Source organism: Paenibacillus naphthalenovorans (assembly GCF_001465255.1).
GTDB lineage: Bacteria > Bacillota > Bacilli > Paenibacillales > NBRC-103111 > Paenibacillus_G > Paenibacillus_G naphthalenovorans.
This window is the reverse complement of the sequence record NZ_CP013652.1, coordinates 617,336-644,312: the sequence shown is the minus strand read 5'-3', so window position 1 is coordinate 644,312 and position 26,977 is coordinate 617,336. Positions and strand designations below refer to the sequence as shown.

Sequence of the window (26,977 nt, the reverse complement as noted above, 5' to 3'; positions counted from 1 at the left end):
GTCTTACTTATTGAAAGGAGCGTCCGCCACTTTAATGGAATCCGTAGGGCAGCCGTCTTGCGCATCCTGCAGATCATCGTACAGATCTTCCGGAATTTCAGTTACGCCTTTGTTGCCGTCGTTATCGTAGATTACCTCAGCAAGACCCTCATCGTCGTAATCGTAAATGTCAGGTGCCGTTGCGCCGCAAGCACCACAGGCGATACAGGTTTCTTTGTCCACCCATGTGTATTTAGCCATGTCTAATCTTCCTCCCTTATTGTTTACCTCATCCTAAAATATAATATAAATGCCTATAAAGTTCAAATAGAAAGTAGCGAACATAATGATAACGTATCGTTATAGGTTTTCGATAAAGCACGCTATCGATTCAATATCGTCCGGCTGAAAAACAGGGCAGTCCGGAACACGGTGTTCGGCCAAAGCAACATCGGTTGTAACCCAAGCGACGGGCGGAACCGGGAGGGAGCTAACGATATCCGCCTGCTCTTCGGTACGGAAGACGGCGATTTTCGCGTGCGGCTCGCGCTTGAATCCTTCCACGAAAATATACTGGTAGCGCTCCTGCAGCGTTTCGATCATATCGGATAGCGGCATTATCCGACGTTCATAGGTCCGGACGGAATCCGGCGATATGACAATGGAAGCCGAGGCCCCCGATTGAATAAACCGGGCCGAGTCCGTATCGGCCGCTTCTTTATAATGCCCGTGCCCGTCGTGTTTTATGACGGCCACGTTCATGCCTTTGGCCTCATAGTGCTCCGTCAATCTCCGGATTAACGTGGTCTTGCCGCTGTTCGCATAGCCGGTAAAGCCGATCACCTTCGTTTTCACTCCTCTTCCTCCAGTCCCTTTAATCTGAGGTGATCCATTTGCAGGGAGGTGCCGCGGATTTTTGCGTTGCGGATCAGCGTCGAAGGGTCGTTGCCGAGCATTCCCGCGGTAAGAACGGCTCCCTCGCCGAATTTGTCGCGCAGCGCATCCAGTGTTTGGGTCAATTTCTCTTTCGCAGGCTGCTTCTGATAGCTGAATAAATCCAGCTGAACGGCGGCTTCCCGTTTGGGAGACAGACTTTGCAGCGTGATCCCCAGCAGCCTTACCGGATCTCCCGCCTTCCAATGCGTGTCGAACAGGCGGCAAGCAAGGCGGTAAAAGTCCGAGGCGTCCTCCGTCGGTTCATTGAGCTTCGCCGCACGCGTGATGGTTTTCATATCGGGATCCCTGATGGTGATTTGCACGGTCTGAGCCAACAGCCCTTGCTTCCTCAGCCTCCGGCCCACCTGATCGGCCAAATTAAGGAATACCCGGTGAATATCGGCATACTCCGTATAATTGACCGGCAGGGTCGTCGTATGCCCGATCGACTTGCTTTGTTCCCGCTCCGGATTGACCGGCGAATCGTCCTCTCCGTTCGCAGCACGCTTCAAGACCGGCCCCAGCACGCCAAAATGATGCATTAAAACCGCCTCATCGGCATGCGCCAGCTGACCAAGCGTATGAATCTGCAGCCTTTTGAGCTTTTCGGCGGTTTTCTTCCCGATCCCGTATAAATAGGAGCATGGATGCGGCCAGAGCATGGCCGGCACGTCCCTTTTGCGCAGCACGGAAATGCCGTTGGGCTTCTTCATATCCGACGCCATCTTGGCGAGCAGTCTGTTGGGAGCTATGCCGATCGAACAAGGAAGGTGCAGCTCTTTGCGAATTCGTTCCTGAATGGCCGAAGCAATCTCAAGCGGTGTCCCGAACGTCTTGGAGCCTGTAATATCCACGTAGCATTCGTCAATAGACATGGCTTCGACCAGCGGCGAATATTCGTAAGCGATTTTCATAAACCGTCTGGAGAAGCTCCGGTAGAGTTCAAAATCCGGCTGGATGACAATCAGTTCGGGACAAAGCTTCAGCGCTTGCCCGACAAGCATCCCCGTCTTCACTCCCTTGCTGCGGGCCTTGTAGGAGCAAGTGACAATGATCCCTTTCCGCAGTTCCACGCTGCCGGCGACGGCCAGCGGCTTGTCTTTGTATTTGTCAGGTTCCACCGCCTCATGCACGGAACAATAAAATGCATTCATATCGATATGGAGTATGACTCTGCCGTTCACGGGATAACCATCCCCGGTCCCCGGCTTTCTTTCCGGCATGTTCAAGGTCACCTCGCCCTGATGTCAGTATACTCGTCATTAAAAAGATAGGTGTTATTTTTATTTTAATAATATCCTTTACAAGAAACAATGTGCTATAATTATGAAATCTATTTTTCATTCATTTGATGGTGTATACAGGTTAATGGAACAGGAGGACTTTACCATGGGAGCCAAAATTAAAATATTCGATACGACCTTGAGAGATGGAACTCAAGGGGAAGGCATCAGCCTGTCTGTCGAAGACAAACTCAAAATCGCCCAGAAGCTGGATGAACTGGGCGTTTCCTATATTGAAGGCGGATGGCCGGGAAGCAACAATAAAGATATTGAATTTTTCATTCGTGTCAAGGAGCTTGGTCTTAAGCAGGCCAAAGTAACCGCTTTTGGCAGCACGCGCCGCAAGGACACTTTGCCTGAGAACGATGCCAACCTGAACCGCATTCTGGAAGTCGGTGTACAAGCCGCCGCGATTTTCGGCAAATCTTGGGATTTCCAAGTGCACACGGCTATTCAAACGACGCTTGAAGAAAACTTGGCGATGATTTATGATTCCGTCCGCTACTTGAAGAGCCGCGGTTTGGAAATCATCTATGACGCGGAGCATTTTTTCGACGGGTACAAAAGCAATCCGGAATACGCCCTGGCAACCATCAAGAAAGCGGAAGAAGCCGGAGCCGATTGGATTGCCCTCTGCGATACCAATGGAGGGACGCTTCCTCATGAGATATCGGAAATCGTTGCCGCCGTACGCCGGGCGGTGAAATGTCCGATCGGCATTCATGCCCACAATGACTGTGAGGTCGGGGTCGCTAACAGTATCGCCGCAGTTATGGCCGGAGCCACCCAGGTTCAGGGGACGATTAACGGATACGGAGAACGCTGCGGGAACGCGAATCTCGTCTCGATTATTCCGAACCTCCAATTAAAGTTGAAATATGATGTCATCAGCGACGAGCAGCTGGCAAACTTAACGAATGTCGCCCGTTACGTCAGCGAGATCGCCAACATGCACATGCCGATGAACCAGCCGTACGTCGGCACCGCTGCGTTCGCCCATAAAGGGGGCATCCACGTGTCCGCCATTTTGCGGAATTCCAGCACATACGAGCATATTACGCCGGAGCTGGTAGGCAACAAGCAGCGTGTTCTTGTTTCCGAGCTGGCGGGTCAAAGCAATCTGGTGTTCAAGGCGCAGGAGCTGGGACTCGATTTCAATACCAATAACCAGCAGACGAAGCAATTGATCGCCCAAATTAAAGAGATGGAGCATCAAGGCTATCAATTCGAAGGGGCCGACGCTACATTGGAACTGCTTATCCGCGGCGCATACGGACATCTGGAAGAAGTCTTCACGTTGGAATCCTTTAAAATCATGGTTGCCAAATCCGAGGACCAACCGGTTGTTTCCGAAGCCATCGTTAAAGTCAAGGTACACGGCGAGACTGTTTATAACGCTGCCGAGGGCAACGGCCCGGTCAATGCGTTGGATAATGCGCTGCGCAAATGCCTGATGCAGTATTATCCGGGGCTGCAAAATATGCACTTGACGGACTACAAGGTTCGCGTATTGGACGAGAAGGATACGACAGCCGCAAAAGTTCGGGTGCTGATTGAATCGTCCGATTTCCAATCCACATGGAGTACAGTCGGCGTATCCGAAAATGTCATTGAAGCAAGCTGGCAGGCGCTGGTCGACAGCATGCGCTACGCCTTGCTGAGCCAAACCCGGGCCGCCCGCCAACTTAAAGAACAGCAGCGGGAACAGGTCGGGCTCATCAATCATTAAAACCTATAGTAAAAGCCGCAGACTGTTTAATTCTTTAAACAGGACTGCGGCTTTTTTTCAGGCCGCCGATTCGACGAGCCTTCTGATTTTTTTATCCAGTTCCTCTTTAGGGAGGACATGAATAACCTCCAGCAGCCTCCCCTGACGGTCGATCAGAAAGCTGGTCGGCACAAATAAAATCCGGTAAGCGGACGCCGCTTCTCCTTTCGAATCCAGAAGGACAGGAAACGTATAGCGATACTGCTGCACAAAGCTTTGCACCAAGTTTATACTGTCATCTTTTGTTACATTAACTGCATACAAATCGATTTTGCCTTGATACCGCTCGTATACCTGACTTAAATCAGGCGCTTCTTCATGGCAGGGCCTGCACCAGGATGCCCAAAAGTTTATCACCAACGGTTTATCCCGGGCTCCGCCAAGCCGATAATCCGAGCCGTCCAGCCCCTGTAATATGATTTGGGGCACAGGCTGACCTACAGCCAGCCGGTTCATTGCCGATGCAGCTTGTGTAGAGGACTCAGGCCCCCTGACATGTTGGTAAAAGGCAATGCCTGCCAAAAGCAACGCGACCAGCAGCAGTATTGCGTTTTTTTTCATGAGTGGTTCCTCCAGTCCGACCCGCTGTGCTTCTCCTCCTAAGTATTCCCCTCATTTACAGAAAGATTTCAGGCTGTGCCCTTGTTTCTGCTGGAATAAGCCGGAAGGCATGATCCCGCTAGGGTACGGGAACATTAGAGCTACATTCTTTTGTCTTCAGAGGGGCAGGTTCGACATGGAAAAAAGCAAAAGGAAAAAGCTTCAAATTTTTTTTGACAGCGATATTGAACCGCAATACAAATCGGAGGAATCAGGCCGGAACAATGAGGCGTCCAAAGGGCAGGTCTGGGAATTTATCGCTATTGCCACCGTACCTCTGGTGCTTGTGCTCGGGAATTCCATGCTCGTTCCCATCCTGCCGGATATGCAGGAACGGCTGGGGATCAGCCAGTTTCAGAGCAGCCTCGTCATCACCCTGTTCTCCGTCACGGCGGGCCTGGTCATTCCGCTTTCCGGCTATTTGTCCGACCGCTTCTCCAGAAAGGCCATTATGATCCCTTCATTAATTATATATGGGGCTGCGGGGGTATTGGCAGGCTTCGGGGCCGTGTGGAACTCCTACACGGTGATCATTATCGCAAGAGCCATCCAAGGACTTGGAGCGGCAGGTACGGCTCCCATCGCTATGGCCTTGGCGGGCGATATGTATAAGGAAGCAACGGAAAGCAAGGCGCTCGGCTTGACCGAAGCTTCGAATGGAGCCGGAAAGGTCATCAGCCCGATCCTGGGCGCGCTGCTCGCCTTGTGGGTATGGTACGCCCCCTTTTTCGCTTTCCCTTTCTTTTGTCTCATGTCCTTACTGGCCGTTATGTTTCTGCTTAAAGAACCGAAAAAAGAAAAAAAAGCTCCCGAACCGGGGCCATACATGAAAAATATCGGGAAGGTGCTGAAAGAAAAAGGCCGTTGGCTAATCACGTCCTTCTTTGCAGGATCCCTGGCGTTGTTCGTCTTATTCGGCGTCCTGTTTTATTTATCCGACATTCTTGAGCTCGAGCCTTACTATATTGACGGCGTCAAAAAGGGATTTGTGCTGGCTATTCCCCTCCTCGGCCTGGTGGTTACCTCTTACACAACCGGCTCCGTCATCAAGAAGAACGGAATACTGATGCGGTGGCTTATGAATATCGGACTTGCTTTGATGACCGTGTCTTTGGGCTTATGCATTTTTTTCTTTAACCAAAATCTAACCTTGTTCATCGGCTTGCTGACGCTCAGCAGCATCGGTACGGGACTCCTCCTGCCTTGTCTGAATACGATGATTACCGGCTCTGTCGAACGCGAACAGAGAGGCATGATTACTTCCATATACAGCAGCCTGAGATTTTTGGGTGTTGCGGCCGGACCGCCCTTATTTGGCTGGATGATGGAAAAATCGCATCAGATTGTATTTATTTCCGTTACGGCATTGGCCTTATTGGCGCTTGGCCTCGTATTTTTCTTCATCAAACCGGAGGGGAAGGTCGGAGGCTAAAAGGGAGGCGTGCAGGCGCCGGATCCTGTATAATGGTGCTAACCATCCTGTTTGGAATGAGGTCGCCGTTATACGATGAGCATACTGAAAAGCTTATGTATCCGCCGTGAGGCATGGACTGCCATGCTTCGGCACTGCATCGAGCAAAAGCCGCAGGAGGCCTGCGGTTTTCTGTTTGGGAGCAATGAAAGAGAGATGGATTATTTTGTACCGGTAGCCAACGTCCACAACGAGCCGGAGCGGCATTTTTTGATGGATCCGGAAGAAATGATTCGGGCTTTATTTGCTGGGCGCCATGGGAATCAGAAACCTGCGGGGATCGTGCATTCGCATCCGCGCACCCCTCCCGTTCCTTCGGCAGAGGACATACGGTCATCCTGGCGGGGAGCAGCATGGCATTGGATTGTCTCTTTGGAAGATCCCCAAATCCCCTTGGTGAAGGCTTATCAATATGTCCAGCAAGGAGACGGAACCTGGCACTATACTTCCTACCCCTTTGAAATCCTGGAATCAGACTGTAAATAAAAAAATCCCGGTTCACGAATCCGCCAATCCGCTCGCCGGAGAAGAGTCAATGATAACTTAATTGCGTATACAGGTCGCCCAGTGTCTGGATATCTCTGGCTTGCACTTCCAGCATCAGTTTGGACCACAGCCTCGCCGTCATCAAAGCATCCTCAAGGGCGTGATGGCGCTTGGTCACTTCAACTCCGTACAGATCAAGCAGCGTATCCAGATCATAGGCTTTCAGCCTGGGATTCAGCCACTTGGCGATCATCATAGTGTCGAGCAACCGGTGGGACAGGCTCACTCTGGAGGTTTTCCACAGCGCGGAATTGAGGAAATGCTTATCATGCCCGGAACCGTGGGCGACAAGCACCTTCCGCTGCACAAACTCAAGAAACCCTCTGAGCGCATGCAGCAGGTCCGGCGCTTCTGCCACCATTTCATTCGTGATCCCGGTCAGCTTCTCAATTTCGTCCGGAATCGAACGTTTCGGATGGACCAGGCTGTAGAAGGTTTGGCTTTCGGCAATCTGGCTTCCGTTAACCGAGACCGCACCGAAAGCAATGATTTCATCCCCGTTATAAGGAGAGAATCCGGTGGTTTCCAAATCGAATACCACCAGTTCCACCGAATGTAAAGGAATGTCGTACAATGAATTTTTCCGTTGCTCCTTCATGATGGATCGAATGAAGGCCATCTGCTGGGCGCTCTGCACATCGAACATCGAGGTAAGAGCAGAAGTGAACCCGCCCGTTTTGTACAGATGCCACATCCTTCCGGCCGGCTTCATATCCTTCATTGAAGATCTCTCCTAACCCTTTTCTATCTTTTAGCAAATTTGCTTTTCACATACTTCTGCAGATCGATTCCGATACGCAGACAACGTTTAAGCTCCGTTATTCGTTCCTTGGTCAACTGTTCCGGTGTAAGCTTCCCGCGGGTAGTGTAGTGGCTGCCTTCTATTTGATAAGGCGTCATGGAACGCAGCTTCAGGGCGATGGTCAACGCCTCCAGCCAATCGCGGCCGATTTCTTGATCTACGTGACCGTTTGCCATCAACTCCTGTATACGCCTTTCGGTCGATGAGACGCGAATCCCCGCTTCCAAAGCGAGCAGCCTTATTCCGTTAACCATTGGAATATAGGCCCCGTATTTGACATCCACGCCTCCCGCATCCTCGCCATAGCGCTCTTTAATGAGCTGACCGAATAACCCGATCGAAACTTTATGATGCAGTGTATTATGAAGCATATGCTCCAGCATTGCGGGGTTCGATTTGATGAACCCGATGATTTCGCCGGAGATCGCGCCGTCTAAACCGGGATCGCCATATATCGTTCGGACATCGGCCGAGATAAGCAAATACCTTACATGCTCCCAATGCGGGTTTTCCAGCCATTCCCGCAGCATCCGCCGATATCCGGCCGCCGACTTGCGCCACTGGTCATTGGTGCAGATCACGCCGCCGCTGCAAGGCGGATATCCCGCCTCCTCCAAATTGGCTGAAATGCGCTGCGCCAGTCCGGCAAAATAACGTTCCGCCCCGGCTTTCGCCTCTTCACTGTCCGGTTCGGCATAGATAAGCCCGTTATCCTGATCGCTCCACAGCGTTTGCTCGCCGCGCCCCCCGCTGCCGAACAGCAGGAATGCGTAAGGAACCGGCGGGGCTTCGCCCGACTCGCGAACCAGCTGCGCTTCCGACAGTTGAATGACCCGACGGATGATCGCATCATGCAATGTATTCACTTTTCTATTCCAATCCAATGGACGGGCAAAAAGGAGATGCCGCTGAAGCTCCTCATGCGCCTGATCCCGAAAGATCCTTAGCTCCTGCAAGCTGTGAGCTTTGGCTGCTTCCTGTTGAATCATTTCCAATGAGAGGCGTTCCATACCGACATCCCCTTTAAAAACGAAGGCGTTTTGTTTACTTATGCATTCACCGTGCCGCCTTGAGCCGCTTTCTTCATTTGCTCAGGGTAGCCATACGTACCGTGCTCGGACAGGTCAAGACCGATGATTTCTTCTTCCTCCGTCACACGAAGACCGATGGTCGCTTTCAAGATCGACAGGATGATCCAGGACAGGACAAGTACGAAGAAGAATGCGCTGAATACCCCCATCGCCTGCACGCCCAATTGCTCAAAGCCTCCGCCATAGAGAAGCCCCGGTTTACCTACGCCTACTTTCTCGACAAGCTCCGGCGTGGCGAAAATACCATTGGCCAACGTTCCCCATATTCCGGCAATACCATGTACGGAGAAGGCGTAAATCGGATCGTCAATCCCTGCTTTTTCAAACCATTGTGCCGTAAAGAAAGTAATGACGCCGGCAACTACGCCAATAATGATGGCGTCTCTGACCGTAACGAATGCGCAAGAAGCTGTAATAGCAACCAGTGCAGCAAGCACACCGTTCAACATGCTGGGAATATCCGCCTTGCCAAAATACATCCATGCTACGATAATCGCTGCAACGCCTCCGGCAGCAGCCGCCAAATTCGTCGTCATGGCGATATATCCAAAGAAGCCGTCACCCATAGCACTTAAAGTGGAGCCCGGATTAAAGCCGAACCAGCCGATCCAGAGAATAATGACGCCAAGCACGGACAGGACCTGGTTATGGCCTGGAATCAAATTCGGCGTTTTATCCTTATTATATTTACCGATACGCGGCTTAAGCATCAGCGTCGCTACGAGAGCAGCCGTTGCGCCCTGCAGGTGAACGACCGTAGAGCCGGCAAAATCCTGTTTACCGTGACCTGCAAGCCATCCGCCGCCCCATACCCAGTGAGCAACAATCGGATAAATGACAATAACATACAGTACGCTAAAGATAAAGTATACCGATAACTTGGCGCGTTCGGCAAATCCGCCGAATGCAATGGCCAGCGATACCCCTGCGAAAGCCAACTGGAACAAAAACTTGATTCCGATCGGAACGTCCGAGAAGCTCAATGCTCCGAATGCGGCCGCCGCTTGGGTTTCCGTTCCGTCTACGAAGAAACCTGTCATTCCAATAAACCCGTTGCCGTCACCGAAAGCTAAGCCGAAACCTATAGCCCAGAACGCGATGGCGCAAATACCGAACGTAAGAATCGTTTTACCTGCAACGTGGCCAGCATTCTTCATTCGGGTGGAGCCGGCTTCCAGCAAAGCAAAGCCTGCCTGCATGAAGATGACAAGAATGGCAGCCAGCATGACCCATACAGCATCGACTGCCCCTTGCAGCTGCACCGGCGTCGCATCCTCAGCAAAGGCTGCCGCAGGAATCAAAACTGACATAAGGCCCGTGGATAATAGTAACTTCTTTAACATCATGACCACTTCCTTTTTAATGTTAGTTTATATAACATCAATTGAAATTCATATTGTCATTATATACACGTAATTTTCATTTGGCAATAGGTTTTTTTCTATAAATCATGTAAAAAACGAAAAATAACCTTACATAAAATGTACATTATTCGGTTTTACAAGCTGTAAAAAAATCGAATATTCGTAATATGGCAAACATATACTATCCTCTTAATACAGATTTGTTTCTTTTCTGATCTTCCTCTCCGTTCATTCGTCGAAAAGCTCAAAGTATAACGTTTGACTGTATGGTTCGGTTTCAGTATTATTAGTTCTATAGACCTTGAAAATACCATCATATGGCGAAAATGGAGGGAGCATATCATGGGGATATGAAGCTTTACAAAATCGGCGAACTGGCTCAGTTATCGAATGTCAGTCCCAGAACAGTCGACTATTATACGAAGCTCGGATTGATCCAACCTGAGAAAAGATCAAATACCAATTACCGGTTATACAGCGATGAAACCTTAATGCGGCTCAAACGTATTGAAAGTATGAAGCGGGAGAAATATACCTTAGAGGAAATCAAGGCTACGCTGCAGCAGTGGAACAAGGTTAGCCATGATGAATTAGTGACAGATAAATTGACGTCTTTACAGGTATTATTGCATCAGCTGGAGAAAGAGGCGAAAGAGGTTGAACCGCTGCTTGAGAAGCTGAAGCCGTCCCAGCTAAAAACGCTTCACAAGTCACTGACGCCGTCTGCGGCTGCATGTATCGAAGCCTTGTTGTTGCTGTTGGGTAAAGGTCCCCTTTAATCATAAAAAATATAACGGAGGAATGAAGCCATGTTTTTTCACCCTATGGATTACCTTATCATTGTTGCGTTCGGTCTTTCCTTATGGGCGCAGTTTCGGGTCAAGGGAACTTTCAATAAATGGTCCGAGGTTCCAATTCATTCAGGTATGACCGGTTACGAAGCCGCCCGCCGATTGCTTGATGCAAACGGACTTTACGACGTCCCGGTTGAACCGGTACCGGGAGCGCTGACGGACCACTACGACCCTATAGCCCGCGCCGTACGGCTGTCGGAGCCGGTGTATTACGAGAATTCCATCTCCGCCGTATCGGTTGCCTGCCACGAAGTTGGACACGCGATTCAGCACCAACAGTCTTATCCGATGCTGGTGCTTCGCCACCGGATGTTTCCGGTGGTCAACCTGACCTCGGGCGTCGCTCCGTTGCTGATCTTGGCGGGTCTCTTCTTCCAGCAGTTTAACTTCCTGCTCGGCGTCGGAATCATCTTCTTCTCCGCTGCCGTAGCTTTCCAGCTTGTTACGCTGCCGGTCGAATTCAACGCCAGCAACCGCGCACGTGACCTGATGGTCGCTGAGGGCTTTATCACCAACGATGAAGAACGGGGAGTAGCAAAGGTATTGAACGCGGCTGCCCTTACCTATGTCGCCGCGGCGCTGATCTCCCTGCTGGAGCTGGTCAAATATATTATGATCTTCACCAACCGCAACGAATAACAGATGGTACAAAGATGCCGCCCGATGCTTCATTAAACAAGCACCGGGCGGCATTTTATGCTTCTGGCGGACTCCATATCGTGATTATTTGTACCTGATGAAGAAGTCGATCAAGAATTCACGGAACACCTCGGCAACCAGCGGGAGCTTCTCCCCTGTACGATGAATCAGCCCTATGCTGCGGGTGACCTGCGGCTCAATAACGCGTACCTTGACCGGTTGAAGCTCGCTGATTTCCGTAAGCGCCATTTCCGGCAGCAGGCTGACCCCCATGCCCGCTGCCACTAACCCCCGAATGGTATCCGTTTCTTCTCCCTCAAACCCGATGCGCGGTGAGAAACCGGCCTTTCTGCACGCCTCCAGCACAATCGCACGCAGCGAATATTCCTCGCTAAACATCACAAATGAATCTTCCTTCAATTGCTCAAGCCGAATCGTTTGATATTCACACAGGACATGCCCCTGCGGTACGATCGCATACAGCTCCTCCCGGAGCAGCAGCTCGCCGGCAACGTGACTGTGCTTTTCGGGAAACGGCGAAATAAACGCCAAATCGATTTCACCCTTCATGACGTCCCGGATCAGACTATTGTATGTTCCCTGCCGCAACCGAAATTTAACCTTCGGATGGTTTTTGCGAAAATGTGCAATCACGGTCGGAAGCAAGTATATACCCAGACTGTGGGGGAAGCCTACACGAATTTCTCCGTGCTCCGGGTCCAAATATTCATGAATTTCATTCACTGCGCGTTCAAGGTCCGTAAGCACAGCTTCGATTCGGCTTAAGAAAAGCTTCCCTACCGCGGTAATCTGCAGATTGCGTCCTTTTTGCACAAACAGCTGTACACCAAGCTCCTCCTCGAGTTGGCGGATTTGCCGGCTGACCGCCGATTGGGCTACATGCAGCTCTTCGGCTGCTTGCGTCACATGCTGTTTACGCGCCACCTTTACAAAATACTGCAGCTGTCTGAGTTCCACGTTGTGTTTCCTCCCGTATCCTAACTTTAATGCATATTGTTATTGGACAAGTTCTCTTATAAAAGCTTATAATATATTACGGTGGAATACCAATCATTCTCAATCCTTGAAGGAGGCCCCTGTATATATGGCACAAGCGACACTGAAAGGCAATCCGATTACGTTAGTCGGAACACAAGTCAAAGTTGGCGACAAAGCTCCTGACTTCACTGTGAATAAGAATCTGCTCGAAACCGCATCTCTGGCCGATTATGCAGGCAAGGTGAAGCTGATCAGCGTAGTTCCTTCCCTTGACACCGGCGTATGCGATGCGCAAACCCGCCGCTTCAACGAAGAAGCAGCGAAGCTTGGCGACAACGTAGTCGTGCTTACGATCAGCGTAGACCTGCCGTTTGCCCAATCCCGCTGGTGCGGTGCTGCCGGAATCGACAAAGTGATTACGCTCTCCGATTACAAAAACCACTCTTTCGGCAAAAATTACGGCGTATTGATCGATGAGCTTCGCCTGCTGATGAGATCCATATTCGTCATTGACGCCAACGACACGATCCAATACGTCGAGTACCTGAGCGAGATGACGGATCACCCGAACTACGAAGCGGCCATTGAAGCCGTTAAAAAATTGGTTTAATCCATTATCCGGATTGAGCGATGCTCATTTCAGACTTGTACTATAACTGATTCACAAAAAAACAGCGTGGTGCCAAAACAGGACTCCACGCTGTTTTTTACATTCAGTTGTCTATTTTATAAGCGGCCAGCCGCTTATCTATATGTTTATATAAATCGAGGATCGTACGATAATTGGAGCCTAGATCCCCAAGAGATCCGCGGGATGCCGAATAAATATCAACAGCGGTTTTGAGCGGGTTGATACCGAACAAGGTCAGCGTGATGTCCTGTGTTCTTCCGGTGATGGTTTTACGCTCAACCACAATCTCCCCTACGCTGCGTACTTCATGAAGAAGCTTATACCCGTTTAGCTTTTTTAACAAGTTGATGATCTCATCCCAGGCCTGATCCATGGAGATTTTATAATAGCGGGTCTTTAAAGCCGGATCCTTCGCTTTCTCTCCTGTTGTCTCATGACTGCGGATGAATCCGACTAAGGTTCGCTTTAACAAAGCATTCCCTCCTTAATGAAGTAACAATTACAATGAAACACTATCTTTAATCATATCATTGTTTCCCTTGAAGAGAAAGAGGGGAATTCACAAATTATTCATATTTATGACCTCTGCTGCATGATCGAACGAATGACGGAGGATGCGGCTCCAAGAGCGCAGCTGTCTTCACCGAGCCGGGAATACCGGACTTGGACCTGATACGAACGGACATAGGAATATCGCGTTGAGAGAACCTCCTGCACTTGATCATTGATCCATGGACCGTATTCACTCATGGCATTGCCGACAACAATCATTTGCGGATTGAGCGCATGCATCATATTCCCGATGCCAATGCCCAGGTATATTCCCGCCTCGCGGATGGCCGACAGTGCGTCAGGATCCTTTTCTCTCAACTTGCGCAAAATCCTGTCCGTAATCCCGGGCGCGTATTGCAAATTCAGCTTGTCGGCTACCGCCCGTTCAGACGCATACCGTTCCCAGCAGCCCCGATTGCCGCAGGAGCAAGGCAAACCATTGGCTTCAATCGTCGTATGCCCTACTTCTCCGGCCAGGCCCCCGCTTCCCCGAAACAGCTCGCCTCCCGATATAAACCCTGCTCCAATACCGCCGGCAATACTTAAATACAGCATATCTCCGGCATGGCTATCGGCACCGGCTCCAAATTCGTGCTCTCCTAATGCGGCCAAATTCGCTTCATTGTCGAGAATCACCGGAAGTTGAAGCCGTGCTTCCATTTCTTCCTTCCAGCTCAGCCCTTTCCAACCGGTATGCGGCATAAATACAATGCGTCCGGAAGGATACTCCACAAATCCATGAACGCCGATCCCTGCTCCGACGAGCCCTAACGGCGTCTCAGGAAGCGCCTGTCTTTCCTTTTTTATGACCGCTACAATCTGCTCGAATAACTGGTCGGGATCGGAGGGGAAACCGCTCGTGCCCGTGTGGGAACGATATGGATGCACCGACTTGCGAATAATCGTCCCCTGCATATCGGTAACAATCAGCAGGATGTTGGTCATCCGTAAATCCAGTCCGATCACACATCCCGCGCTGCGGTTCAGTTCAAGCATCATCGGCTTCCGCCCTCCGCTGGATTCACCGGTACCGGTCTCCACGACCCAATGCTCCGCGATCAATTCCTCCACCAGAGCTGAAACCGTTGCCCTCGTCAGTTTTGTACTTTTGGCCAAATCCGCTCGCGAAAGCGGAGCGTGCCTTCGAATCAGATCCAGAAGCGTTGATTTGTTTAGCGTTTTAAGAAATGTACTATCACCAGAAACCGGTCCCTGCTTCAAATCCAGTCACCTTCCGAGCTGTGTCATTCGCTAACATTGTACCGCAAAATCAATGGATTTTCATCTGAAGCCACCGGAAAGTGTGCAGGATTTTACCGTTCCTCTGCGAATATATATAATCATATTTGTTTATCCGATAAACAAAGTCTGAAAGGCCGATAGCACTGTAATCCACAGATGGGGTGAGCGCATTGACTTATTATTTGGGGATCGATCTCGGCACGTCCGCGGTCAAATGTATTCTGGTGGACAATCACGGCGCCGTCAAGGCGGGCAGAAGCGTGGAATACCCGCTTTTTCAGCCGCAGCCGGGTTGGGCGGAGCAGGAGCCGGAGGATTGGTGGAACGGCACAGCCGTTTGCATCCGTGCACTGCTAAATGAAAGCGGGGTAAACGGGAATCAAATTGCAGGCATCGGTCTGTCCGGACAAATGCACGGCTCGGTATTTCTTGACCGCCGGCTTCGCCCAATCCGTCCCGCCCTGTTATGGTGTGACCAAAGAACGGAGGCAGAATGCCGGTGGATAGAACAAACGATCGGCAGAGATGAGCTTTCCAGACTTACAGGCAACCGGGCGCTAACCGGTTTTACGGCACCCAAGGCCGTATGGCTGCGGAATCACGAGCCGGAACATTACAAACGAACGGCACATTTAATGCTGCCCAAAGATTACGTGCGTCTCAAGCTGACCGGAGCCTTCGGCATGGACCTCGCCGACGCCAGCGGGACGCTGCTGCTGAATGTGGCCGAGCGCCGTTGGTCGAGCGAGCTGCTCCAACGGCTGGACCTGCCGGAGGAATGGCTTCCTCCGCTCTACGAAAGCAATGAGGTGGCCGGGTATGTTCAGCCTGACGCTGCGGAAGCGACAGGCCTTGTCCCGGGCATACCAGTAGTGGCAGGCGGCGGCGACCAAGCCTGCGGCGCTGTCGGCGTCGGGGCGGTACAAAGCGGCATCGCTTCCGTTGCGCTGGGCACATCAGGCGTCGTCTTCGTCCATGACGATACTTATCAAGCGGATTCGGAGTGCCGTCTTCACACCTTCTGTCATGGAGTGCCCGGAAAGTGGCATCGAATGGGCGTTATGCTCTCCGCGGGGGGATCGTTCCAATGGTGGAAAAACCACTTTGCCTGCGAGGAGCTGGAGCAAGCGAAGGCGGAAGGACGGGACGTATATGAATATTTGACCGCTCTGGCGGAAACCGCTCCTCCCGGAAGCGAAGGACTGCTCTTTATGCCCTATTTAACCGGCGAACGGACCCCTTATGCCGATGCCAAAGCGCGAGGGGGGTTCATTGGCCTCAACCTGCGTCACTCCAAAGCTCATCTGACCCGAACGATTTTGGAAGGCATCACCTTCGGTTTGCGCGACTCCATGGAGCTGATCAAGGCATCTGGAATCGAAATCAGACAGCTGCGTGTGAACGGCGGCGGGGCAAGAAGCCGTTTCTGGAGACAGATGATTGCAGATATTTTCGGGCTGCCCGTCGTTACTGTGAACTCAACGGACGGTCCGGCTTACGGAGCCGCGCTCATGGCTGCTTCCGGAGTCCTTGGCCGGGATATCCCGTCATTATGCGGGGAATGGATTGACATAGAGGACCTCATCGAGCCCGATGCTTCAAGCTCTCAGCGCTACGACGCTTATTACAAGATCTACCGATCTTTATACGGTACGTTGAAGCAGACGATGCATCAATTAACGAATCTGGCCGCACGGCCATGAATGAACGAACCCGGCATTCAAACGATGCCGGGTTGTTGTTTGTTATATGTAGCTTATTAAAACGATGTTAAGTTGGCACCTTCCCAGTCTTTCAGGAACCGCTCAATACCAGTATCCGTCAGAGGGTGCTTGACCATCTGTTGAATCACTTTATAAGGTACGGTCGCGATGTCCGCACCGAGCAGAGCCGCATCGATGACATGCGTTGTCGTACGAACGCTGGCTGTAATGATCTCGGATTCAATACCGTGTACGGCAAAAATCTGGCTGATTTCCTTAATCAAATTCATACCTACCTGGTTGATATCATCCAAACGTCCGACAAACGGAGAAACATACGTTGCCCCTGCGCGTGCTGCCAACAAGGCTTGCGGAGAGCTGAAGATGAGCGTAACGTTCGTTTTGATGCCGAGTTCACTGAAGCGCTTGGTCGCTTTCAAACCTTCTTCTGTCATCGGCACTTTCACTACTATACTTTCTCCAAGTGCAGCGAGCTTTTTGCCCTGCTCCACCATTTCATCAGCTTGGAGGCTGATCACTTCTGCGCTGATCGGGAGATCGCCGACGATGGAGATAATTTCTTTAATCGTCTCGAAGAAATCTCTGCCTTCTTTAGCGATGAGTGAAGGATTCGTTGTTACTCCGGCGATGACGCCGAGTTCATGAGCTTTACGGATCTCTTCTACATTAGCGGTATCAATAAACAGCTTCATCTCCAAAAATCCTCTCTTCACATTTTTTTACGCTTACACAAGTGCACAAAAAAAACCCGCAATGCCGTCCGATTTTCTTGTTTCAAACCCGCTCTCGCAGGTGGGTGTCCGCAGAATCGGTTTTGAAGTCCCTTTTCGAGGGCATGTCAGCCGCGATTCTATGTAGGTCTCCCTAGAAACAGTCATTGGTTCAAAACAACTGAAAACCGAAACGCACATCGCAGGATTTTGTTGTAGTCTTATTATAGTGCACTTCAAGCGGAAAGTAAACCTGTTGCGTTTTTATCTTTGTGGAATCGGCGGGACATTATGGCTTTCCATTCTTACCTTGGTAATCCCCCTCTTCGATCGCTCCCGATTCACTAGGCCTCTGGCCTCTCTCCATCCGGGTCTCGGACTCCTGTTCCGCTCCTCCTTGCTTTCTATCCGCCTTTTCCTCATCCTGATCCGCAATCTCCTGCTGTTTTTCCTGCAGTTTGCCGAAAATCAGGTTGAAGTGCCAAAACGATACGATCGCGATGAAGCTCCCCATAAAAAACGGAATCAAAAACGTGAATATCGCGAAACTGACGTACAGGATGATGACGTTCAGCACCATCATCGATAACGAACGGATCGGATTGCCGATCGTGATCAGGATCGCATTTTTTACAATCTGAAACCATTTCATGTGCAAATGGGTCATGATGGAGAAAAAATGGAACAGCGAGATCATCAGAACCACTGTGAGCGATAATACCAGGAAGCGCAAAACTCCAAAGACTCCCGTTTGGCTGCCGTAAAACCGGAAGTTCGTGTACAGGATTACGCCGAGCAGTATATAGATGAATCCGCCGAGCATGCTCTGCAGGAAATTTTCTTTGTAACCGCGGAAAAAGGTTTTTAGCAGAGGAACATCCTCTTCACCTGTAAGCCACTTTCGGGCCACCGTGAACATGGCCGCTGTCGAAGGAAAAATCGTAAAGGGAGAAACGACCGCCATGAGAAAAAGGGTTTGCACTACCTGATCGCCCGTCTGCGATTGCAGCAGGACAAGCCCAAGCAAAAAGAAAGGGATGGCGCATATGACCCAAAGGATGTTAATGACCGAAAGACGCATGATCCACTCGGAAATGCGGTAAAACCCACCCATCATTCCACGAAACTCCAAAATTATGCCCTCCTTCATAATACAACAACTATTATAGCTTAATTCTCACTTTCAAGACAGACATCTATACCCAATACCTCAACGAACGGGTCTATAAAACCGGGAGCTAAATACTTGACGCTTCGATAAAAAAAGCAAGCACGCTACTGCCTGCGCGCTTGCTTTCATTCCATTATACCAAACTTCCCTCATTCGAACGGTTGGAAGGACGGGAATAGCCTTTTTGATCACGGCCGTCCGAACGTCCGCGATAATCGCGGTTATCGCGGTATCCGCCATCCTCACGGCGTCCGCGTCCATTCCGGTCACGATCGTAAGGCCTGTCGTTCCTGCGGGCACCGCCGGCCGTTCCGTAAGGACCTGCCGGTTTGCGGCCGTAGCTGCGAACATCCGGTCTTCTCTTTTTGGCGCGAATCGGATCCTCCGGAGTAAGCTCAATGGCTACATCCTTCTTCTCTCCGGTCAACAGCTTCAGCGCGGCCGCAAGCAAATGTACGGAGTCATGCTGCTCCAGAAGAGAAATCGCAAGGCCCTTGTATTCGTTATGCTCTTCTTGCTGCAGCACATCGAGCACGCGCTCAGCCGTCAATTTTTGCTTGCCTTCAATGGCTTCAGCCAAGCTCGGCATCGGCTTGCGGGTTATGCGGTGACGCGTAATTTTCTCGATGAAGTACAAGTGGTCGATCTCACGCGGTGTAACGAACGTGTAGGCAACGCCTTCTTTGCCCGCGCGACCGGTACGGCCGATACGGTGTACATAGCTTTCCGGATCCTGGGGCAGGTCGAAGTTGATGACATGCGTTACACCGGATACGTCCAAGCCGCGAGCGGCTACATCCGTTGCTACGAGAACGTCGATACTGCCGTCCCGGAACTTGCGCATCACATTATCGCGCTGGTTCTGGGACAAGTCGCCATGAAGTCCTTCTGCCGTATAGCCGCGCTTCTGCAGCGCTTCGGAGAGCTCGTCGACACGACGCTTGGTCCGGCCGAAAATGATCGCAAGATCCGGAGCTTCCATATCCAGCAAGCGGCAAAGCGCTTCGAATTTCTGACGCTCATGCAGCTCGATATATGCTTGATCGATCAGCGGAGCACTGACTTGCTTTGGAATGACGGATACGTGTTCAGGGTTCTTTAGGAACTGATCGGCCAGCCTGCGAATATTGGCCGGCATCGTGGCGGAGAACAGCATCGTGTTGCGCTCTTCGGGAACCAATTTGAGAATCGATTGGATATCATCCATGAAGCCCATGTCGAGCATTTCGTCCGCTTCGTCCAGAATAACGGTCTGCACATCATCAAGCTTAATCGTCTTGCGGTTAATATGATCAAGCAGCCGTCCTGGCGTACCGATGATAATTTGCGGCTTTTTGCGCAGTGCGCGAATTTGCTTTACGATATCCTGACCGCCGTAAATAGGAAGAGAGCGAATCCCTTTGAAGCGTCCCAGCTTCTCGATTTCTTCCGCTACTTGAATCGCTAGCTCACGTGTAGGGCACATGATGAGCGCTACGATGCGGTCTTCTTTTACATCGATTTTGTTTACGAGCGGAATACCGAATGCAGCGGTTTTTCCTGTTCCCGTTTGGGCTTGGCCAATCAGGTCGCGGCCTTCCAACGCTACCGGAATGGCTTTCTCTTGAATCGGTGTCGACTCCTCAAAGCCCATTTCCGTAATGGCGCGCAGCACCTTTGGCTCTAAGCCGAATTCACTAAATGTTTTCAAAAATTTCAATCTCCTTTGTACTAGGGTTCTTTTATTTGTCTATACCCTTAAGTGCGACTCCTATCTTTGCTTTATTTATCTCTTCATAAAACACTTTTCAAACGTGTCAGAAATGAACAGTTACGCCGTACTTAAGAATATCTTTAGTATTATACCACACCCAACATCCATATACCAGATAACTTCAAATTGAAACCCAAAAACATCAAATATCGTATATAATATTATAATGATGCTAAAGTCTTCGTGTTAAACCGTAAAAGGAGCGAAACACCCATGTCCATCTGGAAAAGAGTTGGTTCGATCATAAAAGGCAGCAAACCACAGCCGGAAGCGAAGCCGTCCAATCCTTTCGAGGATACTCAAGTGGGCGATATCGTAAACGTAGATTTAGAGGAATATGTCGTTTCCGGAAAAACCGTCTATTTCGACAGAGGATTCCCGCCGCACCGGTTTGCTTATTATTTGCAGAACGGCAAGCATATTTCCTGCCTCCTTGTGGAAAAAGGAAGAATCTATGAATGTTTCTTGTGTGAATTTGTGGAAGGATCGCTGGACGATCCCAATGACGTTCCGACCCGGCTTGATATCGGAGCCGAAAGCCTCTTTGAATTGGAGCATCATCGCAGCGATACGGTGAGGACAGAAGGCAATACGGATTTCCGCGGCAACGATCAGGTGCTGTTCTGGCGTTATATCGGAACGGGAGACCGTTATTTCTTCCTGCAATGGCAAGACGGCAAATACGTCGCCATGGAAGGTGCGCCCACTCCGGGCAGTCAAATTCAATTTTTGAAAGGCTCAAAGTAACCAGGCGAAAGCAAGTATAAATGAAGCTTTATGCAGGAGGTGACGGAACATGATGAGCAGGATATCCAAATGGCTTGCCGTCGTACTGGTATTTGCACTGCTGGGCGGCTGCGGGGATGCAAGCAATTATATAAAAGAGAATTATTCCTTAATTGATGTTCAAGGTCAAGGAAAAAGCACGGCCAAAATCTATTCTGAAGAAGGCAAGAATGTTCCGACTGTCGCCAAAGAACTCGCAGATCAAGAACCCCCTTTGGAAATCAGTAAAGAAGATGAGAACCAGATGTTCCTGGTCTACGACAACAAGATCATCAACATACAAAAAGACAAAGAAAACGAGAATACCACGCTGGTGCAGTTAGATTCCATAGAGTATGCGAAGGAACATTACGACTCTTCCTTCCTCCAGGGCTATGTGGCCGCCAGCCTGCTGCAGTCGCTGTTTGGCTCCGTCTGGTCCGGCGATAGCGGCGGCTATAGAGGCTACACGTCTACCAAACGGTACGAGGATTACGGCAAGCACCAAAGCGCTCCCGCCCCTTCTTCAACCACCGCACCTTCGACCAGTGAGCGTAAAGGCACCTTTACCACCTCGCCGTCCAAATCGGTGTCAGGAAGCAGCCAGTCGATCAGACGTAATGACGGTTCAACGAAAAATTATAAAACGCCTTCCCGCATCACCGGTTCGAAACCAGGTACAAGCATCCGCTCCGGTTCCTTTAAGAGAAGATAGCCGGAACGGAAACCAATCCAAGGGGCTGTCTCATAAGTAGTATCAAAACTACTGAGAAACAACCATAGTTTACAAATAAGCCAACGATTTAGTGAAAAAGAGCGAGTTTGGTGGTCAGATTCCCACCCCTACTCGCTCTTTTTCCTTCGTTGTTGCCCATTTGAGCAGATTATGGGCAAGGGAAAGCCACCCGACCTCCAGGCTCACTTTAGGCAAGCCGCGAAGCAGGAAACGCCGGAAGCTCCGGTTGCTTTTCATTTGTCCAAACACACTCTCGGGTTCAATCATTCGACGAACGGAAAGCTTGTATCCTTCTTCACTTTGGAGCAGCTCTCGTGCCTGACCGCCAGGATAATGCCAAGTCTCGCTGGCTTCATCATATGACCAGTTGTCCACCTTGCTGATGTCCTGTTTTGGGACGGACCCTTTTTGGGATATACTACATGAAGAACTTAGGGAGGTACGCTCATGCTCTATTTCCAACGGTCCGTCATAGGCTCCGTGCTCATCTGTGTGCTCGGCTCCGCTTTAATCGCTGCCAGCTTTAATTTGTTCCTGATTCCCCATCAGCTGCTCAGCGGCGGAATCTCCGGTATTTCCATGATCGTAGGCTATTTTACAGGGCTTCATATCTCCCTCTTGTATTTTGTTTTCAATCTGCCTATGCTGATATGGGGCTTACTTACTGTTGGCCGTAAATTTATCATTCTCAGCGTGATTTCGGTTATCCTGACCTCCTGGTTCATGCACATGATTCCGGTTGCGGAAGTCAGTCGGGATATCATTATGTCATCGGTCACCGGAGGCGTTCTTATCGGCTTAGGTTCAGGTTTATCCATGTGGGCGGGCGGATCAACCGGCGGCTTCGATATTTTGGGCTCCATCCTCACGCGCAAACGCGATTTTCCTCTGGGTACCTTTCTATTCGGGCTTAACGGCCTGGTCATTCTGGCCCTCGGATATTTCAAGAACGACTGGGATCTGGCCCTTTATTCCATGCTGTCCATCTATATCACGGGCAGAATGATCGATACGATCCATATCCGGCATCTGAAAGTGACGGTATTTATCGTAACCCGCAAAAAGAATCTGCTCCTGAAAAAAATGCAAAAGCTTCAGCGGGGCGTTACCGTTATCAATACGGAAGGATCCTATACAAAGGACCCTCAGCATATGCTAATGACGGTAACCACCCGGTATGAGCTGTACGACCTTCAAGGCCTGATCAGGCAGTGGGATCCGCAAGCGTTCGTGAATATTACGGAAACAGTAAATGTCATGGGTCTTTTCCGCCGGTAGCCCCGGGCTCATTCAACAATTGGCGGACTGATGCCAAATTTGGCATAAATAAACCAAGATTTTTTGTTTTGATTATGTTATAATATGAGCGTAATTTCATATCTTTTCACCGGCCTTACCTGTATTGCTCGTAAGTCGCACTTGCTCTCTTCAACACTAGATGATGACGGGAAGGGTGATGCTTGTGGAAACAGTAAAGTTGGCGACTATTGTTATGAAATTAACGCCTGATTTATATCCTACTTTAAAGAAACACGAGCTTGAATCAGAGATTGTCCTGCGCAATGGCCTGGCCGCTCTTGAAGCGGAGGATGCAATGGAAATTATTCAATACAGCATTTCTGAACATCAAAAAGACGCCTATCTTCATTAAGATAGGCGTTTTAATCTGTCGCAGCGACGCAAAAATGTTGTCTTTTCGTAATAATTGACCGTTCCTGCCGGCTTCATTTTCATGTTATGCTCGTGGTATGCTGTAGTAGAAAAAGTTTTCCGGAGGTGTTTACAATGGGCGCTTTGTCACCCATGCATATTTTATTGATAGTTCTCGTCGCTTTGCTTCTGTTTGGGCCGAACAAGCTTCCAGAGCTCGGACGCAGCTTCGGCCGCATGTTTCGGGAGTTTAAAGATGCTACGAACGGAAACAGCGGCAACAGCAGCGAAGCCATACATGATACGGAGCCGACCAAGAAAGAACTGACCGCTTCCAACGAAAAACCATCCGCTAATTAAGCCGGATGGTTTTTTTGCGATAATAAACATGGGTGCCAAGCAGCAAAATCGCGGCGATGCAAGTCATTCCCGCTCCGAACATATACATGCCCGCCCCGCTCCATTCATCCTTAATCCAACCTCCGACAAATCCTCCGGTAATGCCGGCCAACCCCAGAAATACCATGGAAAGCATGGATTGTCCCGTGGACTGCAGTTCAGGAGGAACCAGCCGAACCGCATACTGTACCGCTACAATCCAAAATACGGCAAAGGTGATGGAGTGCGTCACTTGAAGAACCATCAGCATGAGCGGATCCGTAATCCAACCGTAAGCCAGCCAACGGAGCGTGTACAATATGGCCACAATACCGAGAAGTGCAAGCTCGTGAAACTTGTGCATATAACGGCTTAACAGCGCGAACGTAGGGATTTCGCTGAAGGCGGCCAAGGCCCACGCCCAGCCCGCCATCGCATTCGTTGCCCCCAAATCTTTGAGATACAGCACGAACATGACGTCGTTCATCCGGTGCGGTACGGTTAGAATAAACACAAGCAGCAGAAACCAAAGAAAATGGCCGTTCCGAAACATGCTGGTAAAGGAACGGAACGATACCCGCGGCGCAGGGCTTCGTTCATCCTTTAAGAAAAGTAAAAGCACGAGCGGCAGCATCCAAATGCTCCAGTATAAATAAGGAATATTCTGAAGTCCGCCCAGCGCCTGCAGAATAAACCCGCTGGAGACAGCCAGCAGCGTAAAGCCTATGGATCCCCATAATCGGATCGAGCCGTAACTGGCCCCCGCCTGCACCGCAGACTTGATTGTTAACGTATCCAGCAGCGGTACCGACGACAGCATGAAAAAGTAAAGCAGCAGCATGAACAACAAAGCAAACGAATAGCCGGTCGTTGTAAAGATGCCTACGCTGGACAAAAGGGTCATCCCCCAAAGCCCGAATATAATCAGCTTCAGCGTCTGATAGCGGTCACTTAAATAGCCCCATATCGGTTGGGCGAAGATGGAGACGAAAGGCCCGATCATCATCAGCAGCCCGATTTGGGAAGAGGAGTATCCTCTGCCTTCGAAGTAAATGGGCAAGAACGGCATAAGCACCGCGCTGGTGGCATAGTATGAAAAATTAAGTCCCCGCAGCATCCGCAGTTGATTCTTCATCCGATATCGATCCTTTTTACTCTAGTTTCTTGCGGGTTGGTCCTTCCAATCAACAACATACTTCAAAACTCTCTATCCGAATGACCTGCTATTCTATTATAATATCAGAATAAACTACAAATATATAGAATAACTGCCAAAGAGAGACAAGAAAATGGAATTATTGCTGGCCGCGTTTCTCCTCGCCTGGGGGGGTGTCAGCGCTGAACATCCGAATATGACGTTCGAACAGCTGGCGCAAGCATCTCTTGATTCGAAAAAACGCCGTTGTACAGCAGATACCGTCAAACGGCAGCCCCGAAAACCGATTGAGGCCGGTAAACAAGCAGGACCCTCAACCAGATGCTCCCAAGGTTAAGGGCGTCTACGCAACCGCTCACAGCGCCGGCGGTTCCCGGTTACATTCACTGCTGGAGCTGATGGATCGTACGGAACTCAATGCACTGGTAGTCGATGTAAAGGACGATTGGGGCTATATCACATATAACACCGGAAACCCGGATTTGCTTGCCATGGACACAACCAAGAACATTATTCGCGATATGCCTGCACTTATTAATTTGCGAAGTATGCCAGAGAACAGCTCAACCCGTTAGGCGTCCGCGTATCCGCAGATATATTCGGCTATGCCGCATCCGTGCCTGCTGCCGAAGGGATCGGCCAGGATTTTCAAAAAATATCGGAGCAGGTAGATGTCATTTGCCCGATGATTTATAGAGCAAATCCGCGCACTAAAGGATAACGGCATTGAAGAGTTTCTTCTATGGAACGCTGTGAACTCTTACACGCAGGGTGTAGAATACCAATAACAGGCAGGCCCGACTTCGTATATACCGGAATCGGGCCTTCACCGTTTGAATAAAAGCTATCCGTTGGCCGCCCCGCTCCTGCCGATATTAGGAATTTGCCAATCGATCGGCGACCTGCCGATGGTTTGGAGGAACTCATTGGCCTTTGAATACGGACGGCTTCCGAAAAAACCGCGGTGAGAGGATAACGGACTCGGATGAACCGAACGTAGAATGCAGTGGCGTTTTTCCGTAATCAGCTCCAATTTTTTTTGGGCATGGCTTCCCCAAAGAATGAAGACTACCGGTTCCTCCCTCTCGTTCAGAAGGCGAATCACCTGATCTGTGAATGATTCCCAGCCCTTTCCTTTATGCGAGTTGGCCTCTCCGGCCCGCACGGTCAGCACCGTGTTGAGCAGCAGCACTCCCTGCTCCGCCCAACGAACCAAATAACCGTTATCCGGAATGGGGCAGCCCAAATCGCTTTGCAGCTCCTTGAACATGTTCTGCAGGGACGGCGGTGCGGGAACTCCCGGCTTGACGGAGAAGCTGAGGCCATGGGCCTGTCCGGGTCCATGGTACGGGTCTTGTCCCAAAATAACAACTTTCGTATCTGCATATGACGTATAATGAAGCGCATTAAAAATGTCGTACATGTTTGGATACACGGTATGCGAAGCATATTCCTGTTTTAAAAAATGCTTCAGCCTGATGTAGTAAGGTTTTTGGAACTCGTTTTCGAGCAGGTCCGCCCAATCGTTTTTCAGAATGACGCCCACCGACGCACGCCTCCTTTTATTTGAAATCATGATCAGACCGGACGAAATGATGCGCAAGCAGCAGCTTCCAGGCACTTGAACGTGACGCGCTTTCCTTGCAAGCGTTCACCGCAATCCGCTACAATGTAGCTGGATGCTGTTCATCTTTACTTGATGCAGCAAAGATGAGGGGTGATTCTTATGCTGGCTGTGGGTACAAGAGCTCCGTCTTTTTCGGCGGACAGTACACAAGGTGAGATTCGACTGGAGGAGACATTGGGCAAGCGTCCGATTGTTCTCATTTTTTATCCGAAGGACCATACGCCCATATGTACAAAGCAGCTGTGCGCTGTCCGCGACTCTAAAGAGCAGTACGCCAAATATGATGCGCTGGTGCTCGGGATCAACTCCGGGTTCCTGGAGGAGCACCGACAGTTCGCCAACAAATTTATGTACGACTTTCCGCTGGTTGCCGACAAAGGAGCCAACATTCAAAAGCTGTACGACGTCGGACACACCCTGTTTGGTCTTCTCGGTCAACAGCGCACCGTCTATGTCATCGGCCGCAACGGAACCATCGTGTACGCCATGAAAGGCAACCGCCCCACCGCCGAAATATTGAAGGCGCTGGAGGAGCATCGATAACTGTTGA

Annotated in this window: 30 protein-coding genes, 1 other RNA gene and 1 pseudogene; 15 read left to right on the top strand and 17 right to left on the bottom strand. The window is 50.3% G+C overall.

Annotated elements, in window-relative coordinates:
• Positions 1-3: 3 nt before the first annotated feature.
• The 3 genes from IJ22_RS03140 to IJ22_RS03130 form a co-directional block, all read right to left on the bottom strand.
• Positions 4-240, bottom strand: coding sequence for a ferredoxin (locus IJ22_RS03140; RefSeq protein WP_054819035.1), 237 nt, complete (start codon positions 238-240; stop codon positions 4-6).
• Positions 241-339: 99 nt separating this feature from the next.
• Complete coding sequence (gene mobB / locus IJ22_RS03135) at positions 340-834, bottom strand: molybdopterin-guanine dinucleotide biosynthesis protein B (protein WP_062407164.1); 495 nt, start codon at positions 832-834, stop codon at positions 340-342.
• Entirely contained in the window at positions 831-2,138 is a 1,308-nt protein-coding gene (locus IJ22_RS03130; RefSeq protein WP_062407162.1) for a DNA polymerase IV, read from the bottom strand. Before IJ22_RS03130 ends, mobB begins: the two co-directional genes overlap by 4 nt.
• A 166-nt stretch (positions 2,139-2,304) precedes the next feature.
• Here IJ22_RS03130 and cimA point away from each other — a divergent pair, with 166 nt between their 5' ends.
• On the top strand, positions 2,305-3,927 hold the full coding sequence (cimA, locus tag IJ22_RS03125) for a citramalate synthase (RefSeq protein ID WP_062407160.1): 1,623 nt from the start codon (positions 2,305-2,307) through the stop codon (positions 3,925-3,927).
• Positions 3,928-3,984: 57 nt separating this feature from the next.
• On the opposite strand, the gene IJ22_RS03120 is transcribed toward cimA, so the two are convergent.
• A complete protein-coding gene (locus IJ22_RS03120) occupies positions 3,985-4,527 on the bottom strand; it encodes a TlpA family protein disulfide reductase (RefSeq protein ID WP_062407158.1) in 543 nt (180 codons plus the stop codon).
• A 175-nt stretch (positions 4,528-4,702) separates the two neighbouring features.
• On the opposite strand from IJ22_RS03120, the gene IJ22_RS03115 reads away from it, so the two are divergent.
• A complete protein-coding gene (locus IJ22_RS03115; protein ID WP_062407156.1) occupies positions 4,703-5,998 on the top strand; it encodes an MFS transporter in 1,296 nt (431 codons plus the stop codon).
• Positions 5,999-6,073: 75 nt separating this feature from the next.
• Positions 6,074-6,523 (top strand): M67 family metallopeptidase, encoded by a 450-nt coding sequence (locus IJ22_RS03110; protein ID WP_062407154.1) that lies wholly within the window; start codon positions 6,074-6,076, stop codon positions 6,521-6,523.
• Positions 6,524-6,569: 46 nt separating this feature from the next.
• Here the strand turns inward: IJ22_RS03110 and IJ22_RS03105 are convergent, their stop codons facing one another.
• From IJ22_RS03105 to IJ22_RS03095, 3 genes are read right to left on the bottom strand one after another with little or no spacing between them, the layout of a single operon-like run.
• A complete protein-coding gene (locus IJ22_RS03105) occupies positions 6,570-7,304 on the bottom strand; it encodes an exonuclease domain-containing protein (RefSeq protein WP_054819033.1) in 735 nt (244 codons plus the stop codon).
• A gap of 23 nt (positions 7,305-7,327) precedes the next feature.
• Positions 7,328-8,395 carry a DUF294 nucleotidyltransferase-like domain-containing protein gene (locus IJ22_RS03100; RefSeq protein ID WP_062407152.1) on the bottom strand — a complete coding sequence of 356 codons (1,068 nt, stop codon included), beginning with the start codon at positions 8,393-8,395 and terminating at the stop codon, positions 7,328-7,330.
• A gap of 38 nt (positions 8,396-8,433) precedes the next feature.
• Positions 8,434-9,822, bottom strand: a complete 1,389-nt coding sequence (locus IJ22_RS03095; protein WP_418007084.1) for an ammonium transporter — start codon at positions 9,820-9,822, stop codon at positions 8,434-8,436.
• A 368-nt stretch (positions 9,823-10,190) separates the two neighbouring features.
• On the opposite strand from IJ22_RS03095, the gene IJ22_RS03090 reads away from it, so the two are divergent.
• Together IJ22_RS03090 and IJ22_RS03085 are read left to right on the top strand one after the other, a co-directional pair.
• Positions 10,191-10,619 carry a helix-turn-helix domain-containing protein gene (locus IJ22_RS03090; RefSeq protein ID WP_054819031.1) on the top strand — a complete coding sequence of 143 codons (429 nt, stop codon included), beginning with the start codon at positions 10,191-10,193 and terminating at the stop codon, positions 10,617-10,619.
• Between the two features lie 30 nt (positions 10,620-10,649).
• On the top strand, positions 10,650-11,333 hold the full coding sequence (locus IJ22_RS03085) for a zinc metallopeptidase (RefSeq protein WP_054819030.1): 684 nt from the start codon (positions 10,650-10,652) through the stop codon (positions 11,331-11,333).
• Positions 11,334-11,417: 84 nt separating this feature from the next.
• On the opposite strand, the gene IJ22_RS03080 is transcribed toward IJ22_RS03085, so the two are convergent.
• Positions 11,418-12,311 carry a glutamate biosynthesis transcriptional regulator GltC gene (locus tag IJ22_RS03080; RefSeq protein WP_054819029.1) on the bottom strand — a complete coding sequence of 298 codons (894 nt, stop codon included), beginning with the start codon at positions 12,309-12,311 and terminating at the stop codon, positions 11,418-11,420.
• A 127-nt stretch (positions 12,312-12,438) separates the two neighbouring features.
• On the opposite strand from IJ22_RS03080, the gene tpx reads away from it, so the two are divergent.
• The gene (gene tpx / locus IJ22_RS03075) at positions 12,439-12,942 is read left to right on the top strand and encodes a thiol peroxidase (RefSeq protein ID WP_054819028.1); all 504 of its coding nucleotides are present in this window, start codon (positions 12,439-12,441) and stop codon (positions 12,940-12,942) included.
• Positions 12,943-13,045: 103 nt separating this feature from the next.
• On the opposite strand, the gene IJ22_RS03070 is transcribed toward tpx, so the two are convergent.
• Positions 13,046-13,435: a DUF1499 domain-containing protein gene (locus tag IJ22_RS03070; protein WP_062407148.1), complete on the bottom strand. Its 390-nt coding sequence runs from the start codon at positions 13,433-13,435 to the stop codon at positions 13,046-13,048.
• 104 nt (positions 13,436-13,539) lie between these two features.
• Positions 13,540-14,736 (bottom strand): ROK family transcriptional regulator, encoded by a 1,197-nt coding sequence (locus IJ22_RS03065; protein ID WP_062407146.1) that lies wholly within the window; start codon positions 14,734-14,736, stop codon positions 13,540-13,542.
• Between the two features lie 191 nt (positions 14,737-14,927).
• Here IJ22_RS03065 and xylB point away from each other — a divergent pair, with 191 nt between their 5' ends.
• Positions 14,928-16,460 carry a xylulokinase gene (gene xylB, locus IJ22_RS03060; protein ID WP_062407144.1) on the top strand — a complete coding sequence of 511 codons (1,533 nt, stop codon included), beginning with the start codon at positions 14,928-14,930 and terminating at the stop codon, positions 16,458-16,460.
• 56 nt (positions 16,461-16,516) lie between these two features.
• Here xylB and fsa read toward each other — a convergent pair whose 3' ends face one another.
• The 4 genes from fsa to cshA form a co-directional block, all read right to left on the bottom strand.
• Positions 16,517-17,173, bottom strand: a complete 657-nt coding sequence (fsa, locus tag IJ22_RS03055; protein ID WP_062407143.1) for a fructose-6-phosphate aldolase — start codon at positions 17,171-17,173, stop codon at positions 16,517-16,519.
• 49 nt (positions 17,174-17,222) lie between these two features.
• Positions 17,223-17,403, bottom strand: a non-coding RNA gene (ssrS, locus tag IJ22_RS03050) — 6S RNA.
• A 77-nt stretch (positions 17,404-17,480) separates the two neighbouring features.
• Positions 17,481-18,323: a YesL family protein gene (locus IJ22_RS03045; RefSeq protein WP_074727871.1), complete on the bottom strand. Its 843-nt coding sequence runs from the start codon at positions 18,321-18,323 to the stop codon at positions 17,481-17,483.
• A 172-nt stretch (positions 18,324-18,495) separates the two neighbouring features.
• Positions 18,496-20,052, bottom strand: coding sequence for a degradosome RNA helicase CshA (gene cshA, locus IJ22_RS03040; RefSeq protein WP_062407141.1), 1,557 nt, complete (start codon positions 20,050-20,052; stop codon positions 18,496-18,498).
• Between the two features lie 276 nt (positions 20,053-20,328).
• Between cshA and IJ22_RS03035 the strand changes: the two genes are divergently transcribed.
• Positions 20,329-20,862, top strand: coding sequence for a DUF4178 domain-containing protein (locus IJ22_RS03035; protein WP_062407138.1), 534 nt, complete (start codon positions 20,329-20,331; stop codon positions 20,860-20,862).
• A gap of 49 nt (positions 20,863-20,911) precedes the next feature.
• Positions 20,912-21,595 (top strand): DUF4247 domain-containing protein, encoded by a 684-nt coding sequence (locus IJ22_RS03030; protein ID WP_235594241.1) that lies wholly within the window; start codon positions 20,912-20,914, stop codon positions 21,593-21,595.
• 114 nt (positions 21,596-21,709) lie between these two features.
• On the opposite strand, the pseudogene IJ22_RS25560 reads toward IJ22_RS03030, so the two are convergent.
• Positions 21,710-22,108 (bottom strand): annotated as a pseudogene (locus IJ22_RS25560) (transposase); the annotation flags it as partial.
• Between IJ22_RS25560 and IJ22_RS03020 the strand changes: the two are divergent.
• From IJ22_RS03020 to tatA, 3 genes are all read left to right on the top strand, one after another.
• Complete coding sequence (locus IJ22_RS03020; RefSeq protein WP_062407136.1) at positions 22,064-22,894, top strand: YitT family protein; 831 nt, start codon at positions 22,064-22,066, stop codon at positions 22,892-22,894. The pseudogene IJ22_RS25560 and the gene IJ22_RS03020 overlap by 45 nt on opposite strands.
• Before the next feature lie 178 nt (positions 22,895-23,072).
• Entirely contained in the window at positions 23,073-23,267 is a 195-nt protein-coding gene (locus tag IJ22_RS03015) for a hypothetical protein (protein WP_054819026.1), read from the top strand.
• 134 nt (positions 23,268-23,401) lie between these two features.
• Positions 23,402-23,626 (top strand): twin-arginine translocase TatA/TatE family subunit, encoded by a 225-nt coding sequence (gene tatA, locus IJ22_RS03010; RefSeq protein ID WP_054819025.1) that lies wholly within the window; start codon positions 23,402-23,404, stop codon positions 23,624-23,626.
• Here the strand turns inward: tatA and IJ22_RS03005 are convergent.
• Positions 23,619-24,779: an MFS transporter gene (locus IJ22_RS03005; protein ID WP_062407134.1), complete on the bottom strand. Its 1,161-nt coding sequence runs from the start codon at positions 24,777-24,779 to the stop codon at positions 23,619-23,621. The two genes, tatA and IJ22_RS03005, sit on opposite strands and share 8 nt — an antisense overlap.
• Positions 24,780-25,027: 248 nt before the next feature.
• On the opposite strand from IJ22_RS03005, the gene IJ22_RS27125 reads away from it, so the two are divergent.
• Positions 25,028-25,375, top strand: a complete 348-nt coding sequence (locus IJ22_RS27125) for a putative glycoside hydrolase (protein ID WP_062407132.1) — start codon at positions 25,028-25,030, stop codon at positions 25,373-25,375.
• Positions 25,376-25,395: 20 nt separating this feature from the next.
• Complete coding sequence (locus tag IJ22_RS27120; RefSeq protein WP_375162528.1) at positions 25,396-25,521, top strand: putative glycoside hydrolase; 126 nt, start codon at positions 25,396-25,398, stop codon at positions 25,519-25,521.
• Between the two features lie 123 nt (positions 25,522-25,644).
• Here IJ22_RS27120 and IJ22_RS02995 read toward each other — a convergent pair whose 3' ends face one another.
• Positions 25,645-26,346, bottom strand: coding sequence for a uracil-DNA glycosylase (locus IJ22_RS02995; RefSeq protein WP_235594239.1), 702 nt, complete (start codon positions 26,344-26,346; stop codon positions 25,645-25,647).
• A gap of 180 nt (positions 26,347-26,526) precedes the next feature.
• Here IJ22_RS02995 and IJ22_RS02990 point away from each other — a divergent pair, with 180 nt between their 5' ends.
• Positions 26,527-26,970, top strand: coding sequence for a peroxiredoxin (locus IJ22_RS02990; protein WP_062407130.1), 444 nt, complete (start codon positions 26,527-26,529; stop codon positions 26,968-26,970).
• The last annotated feature ends 7 nt before the right edge of the window (positions 26,971-26,977 follow it).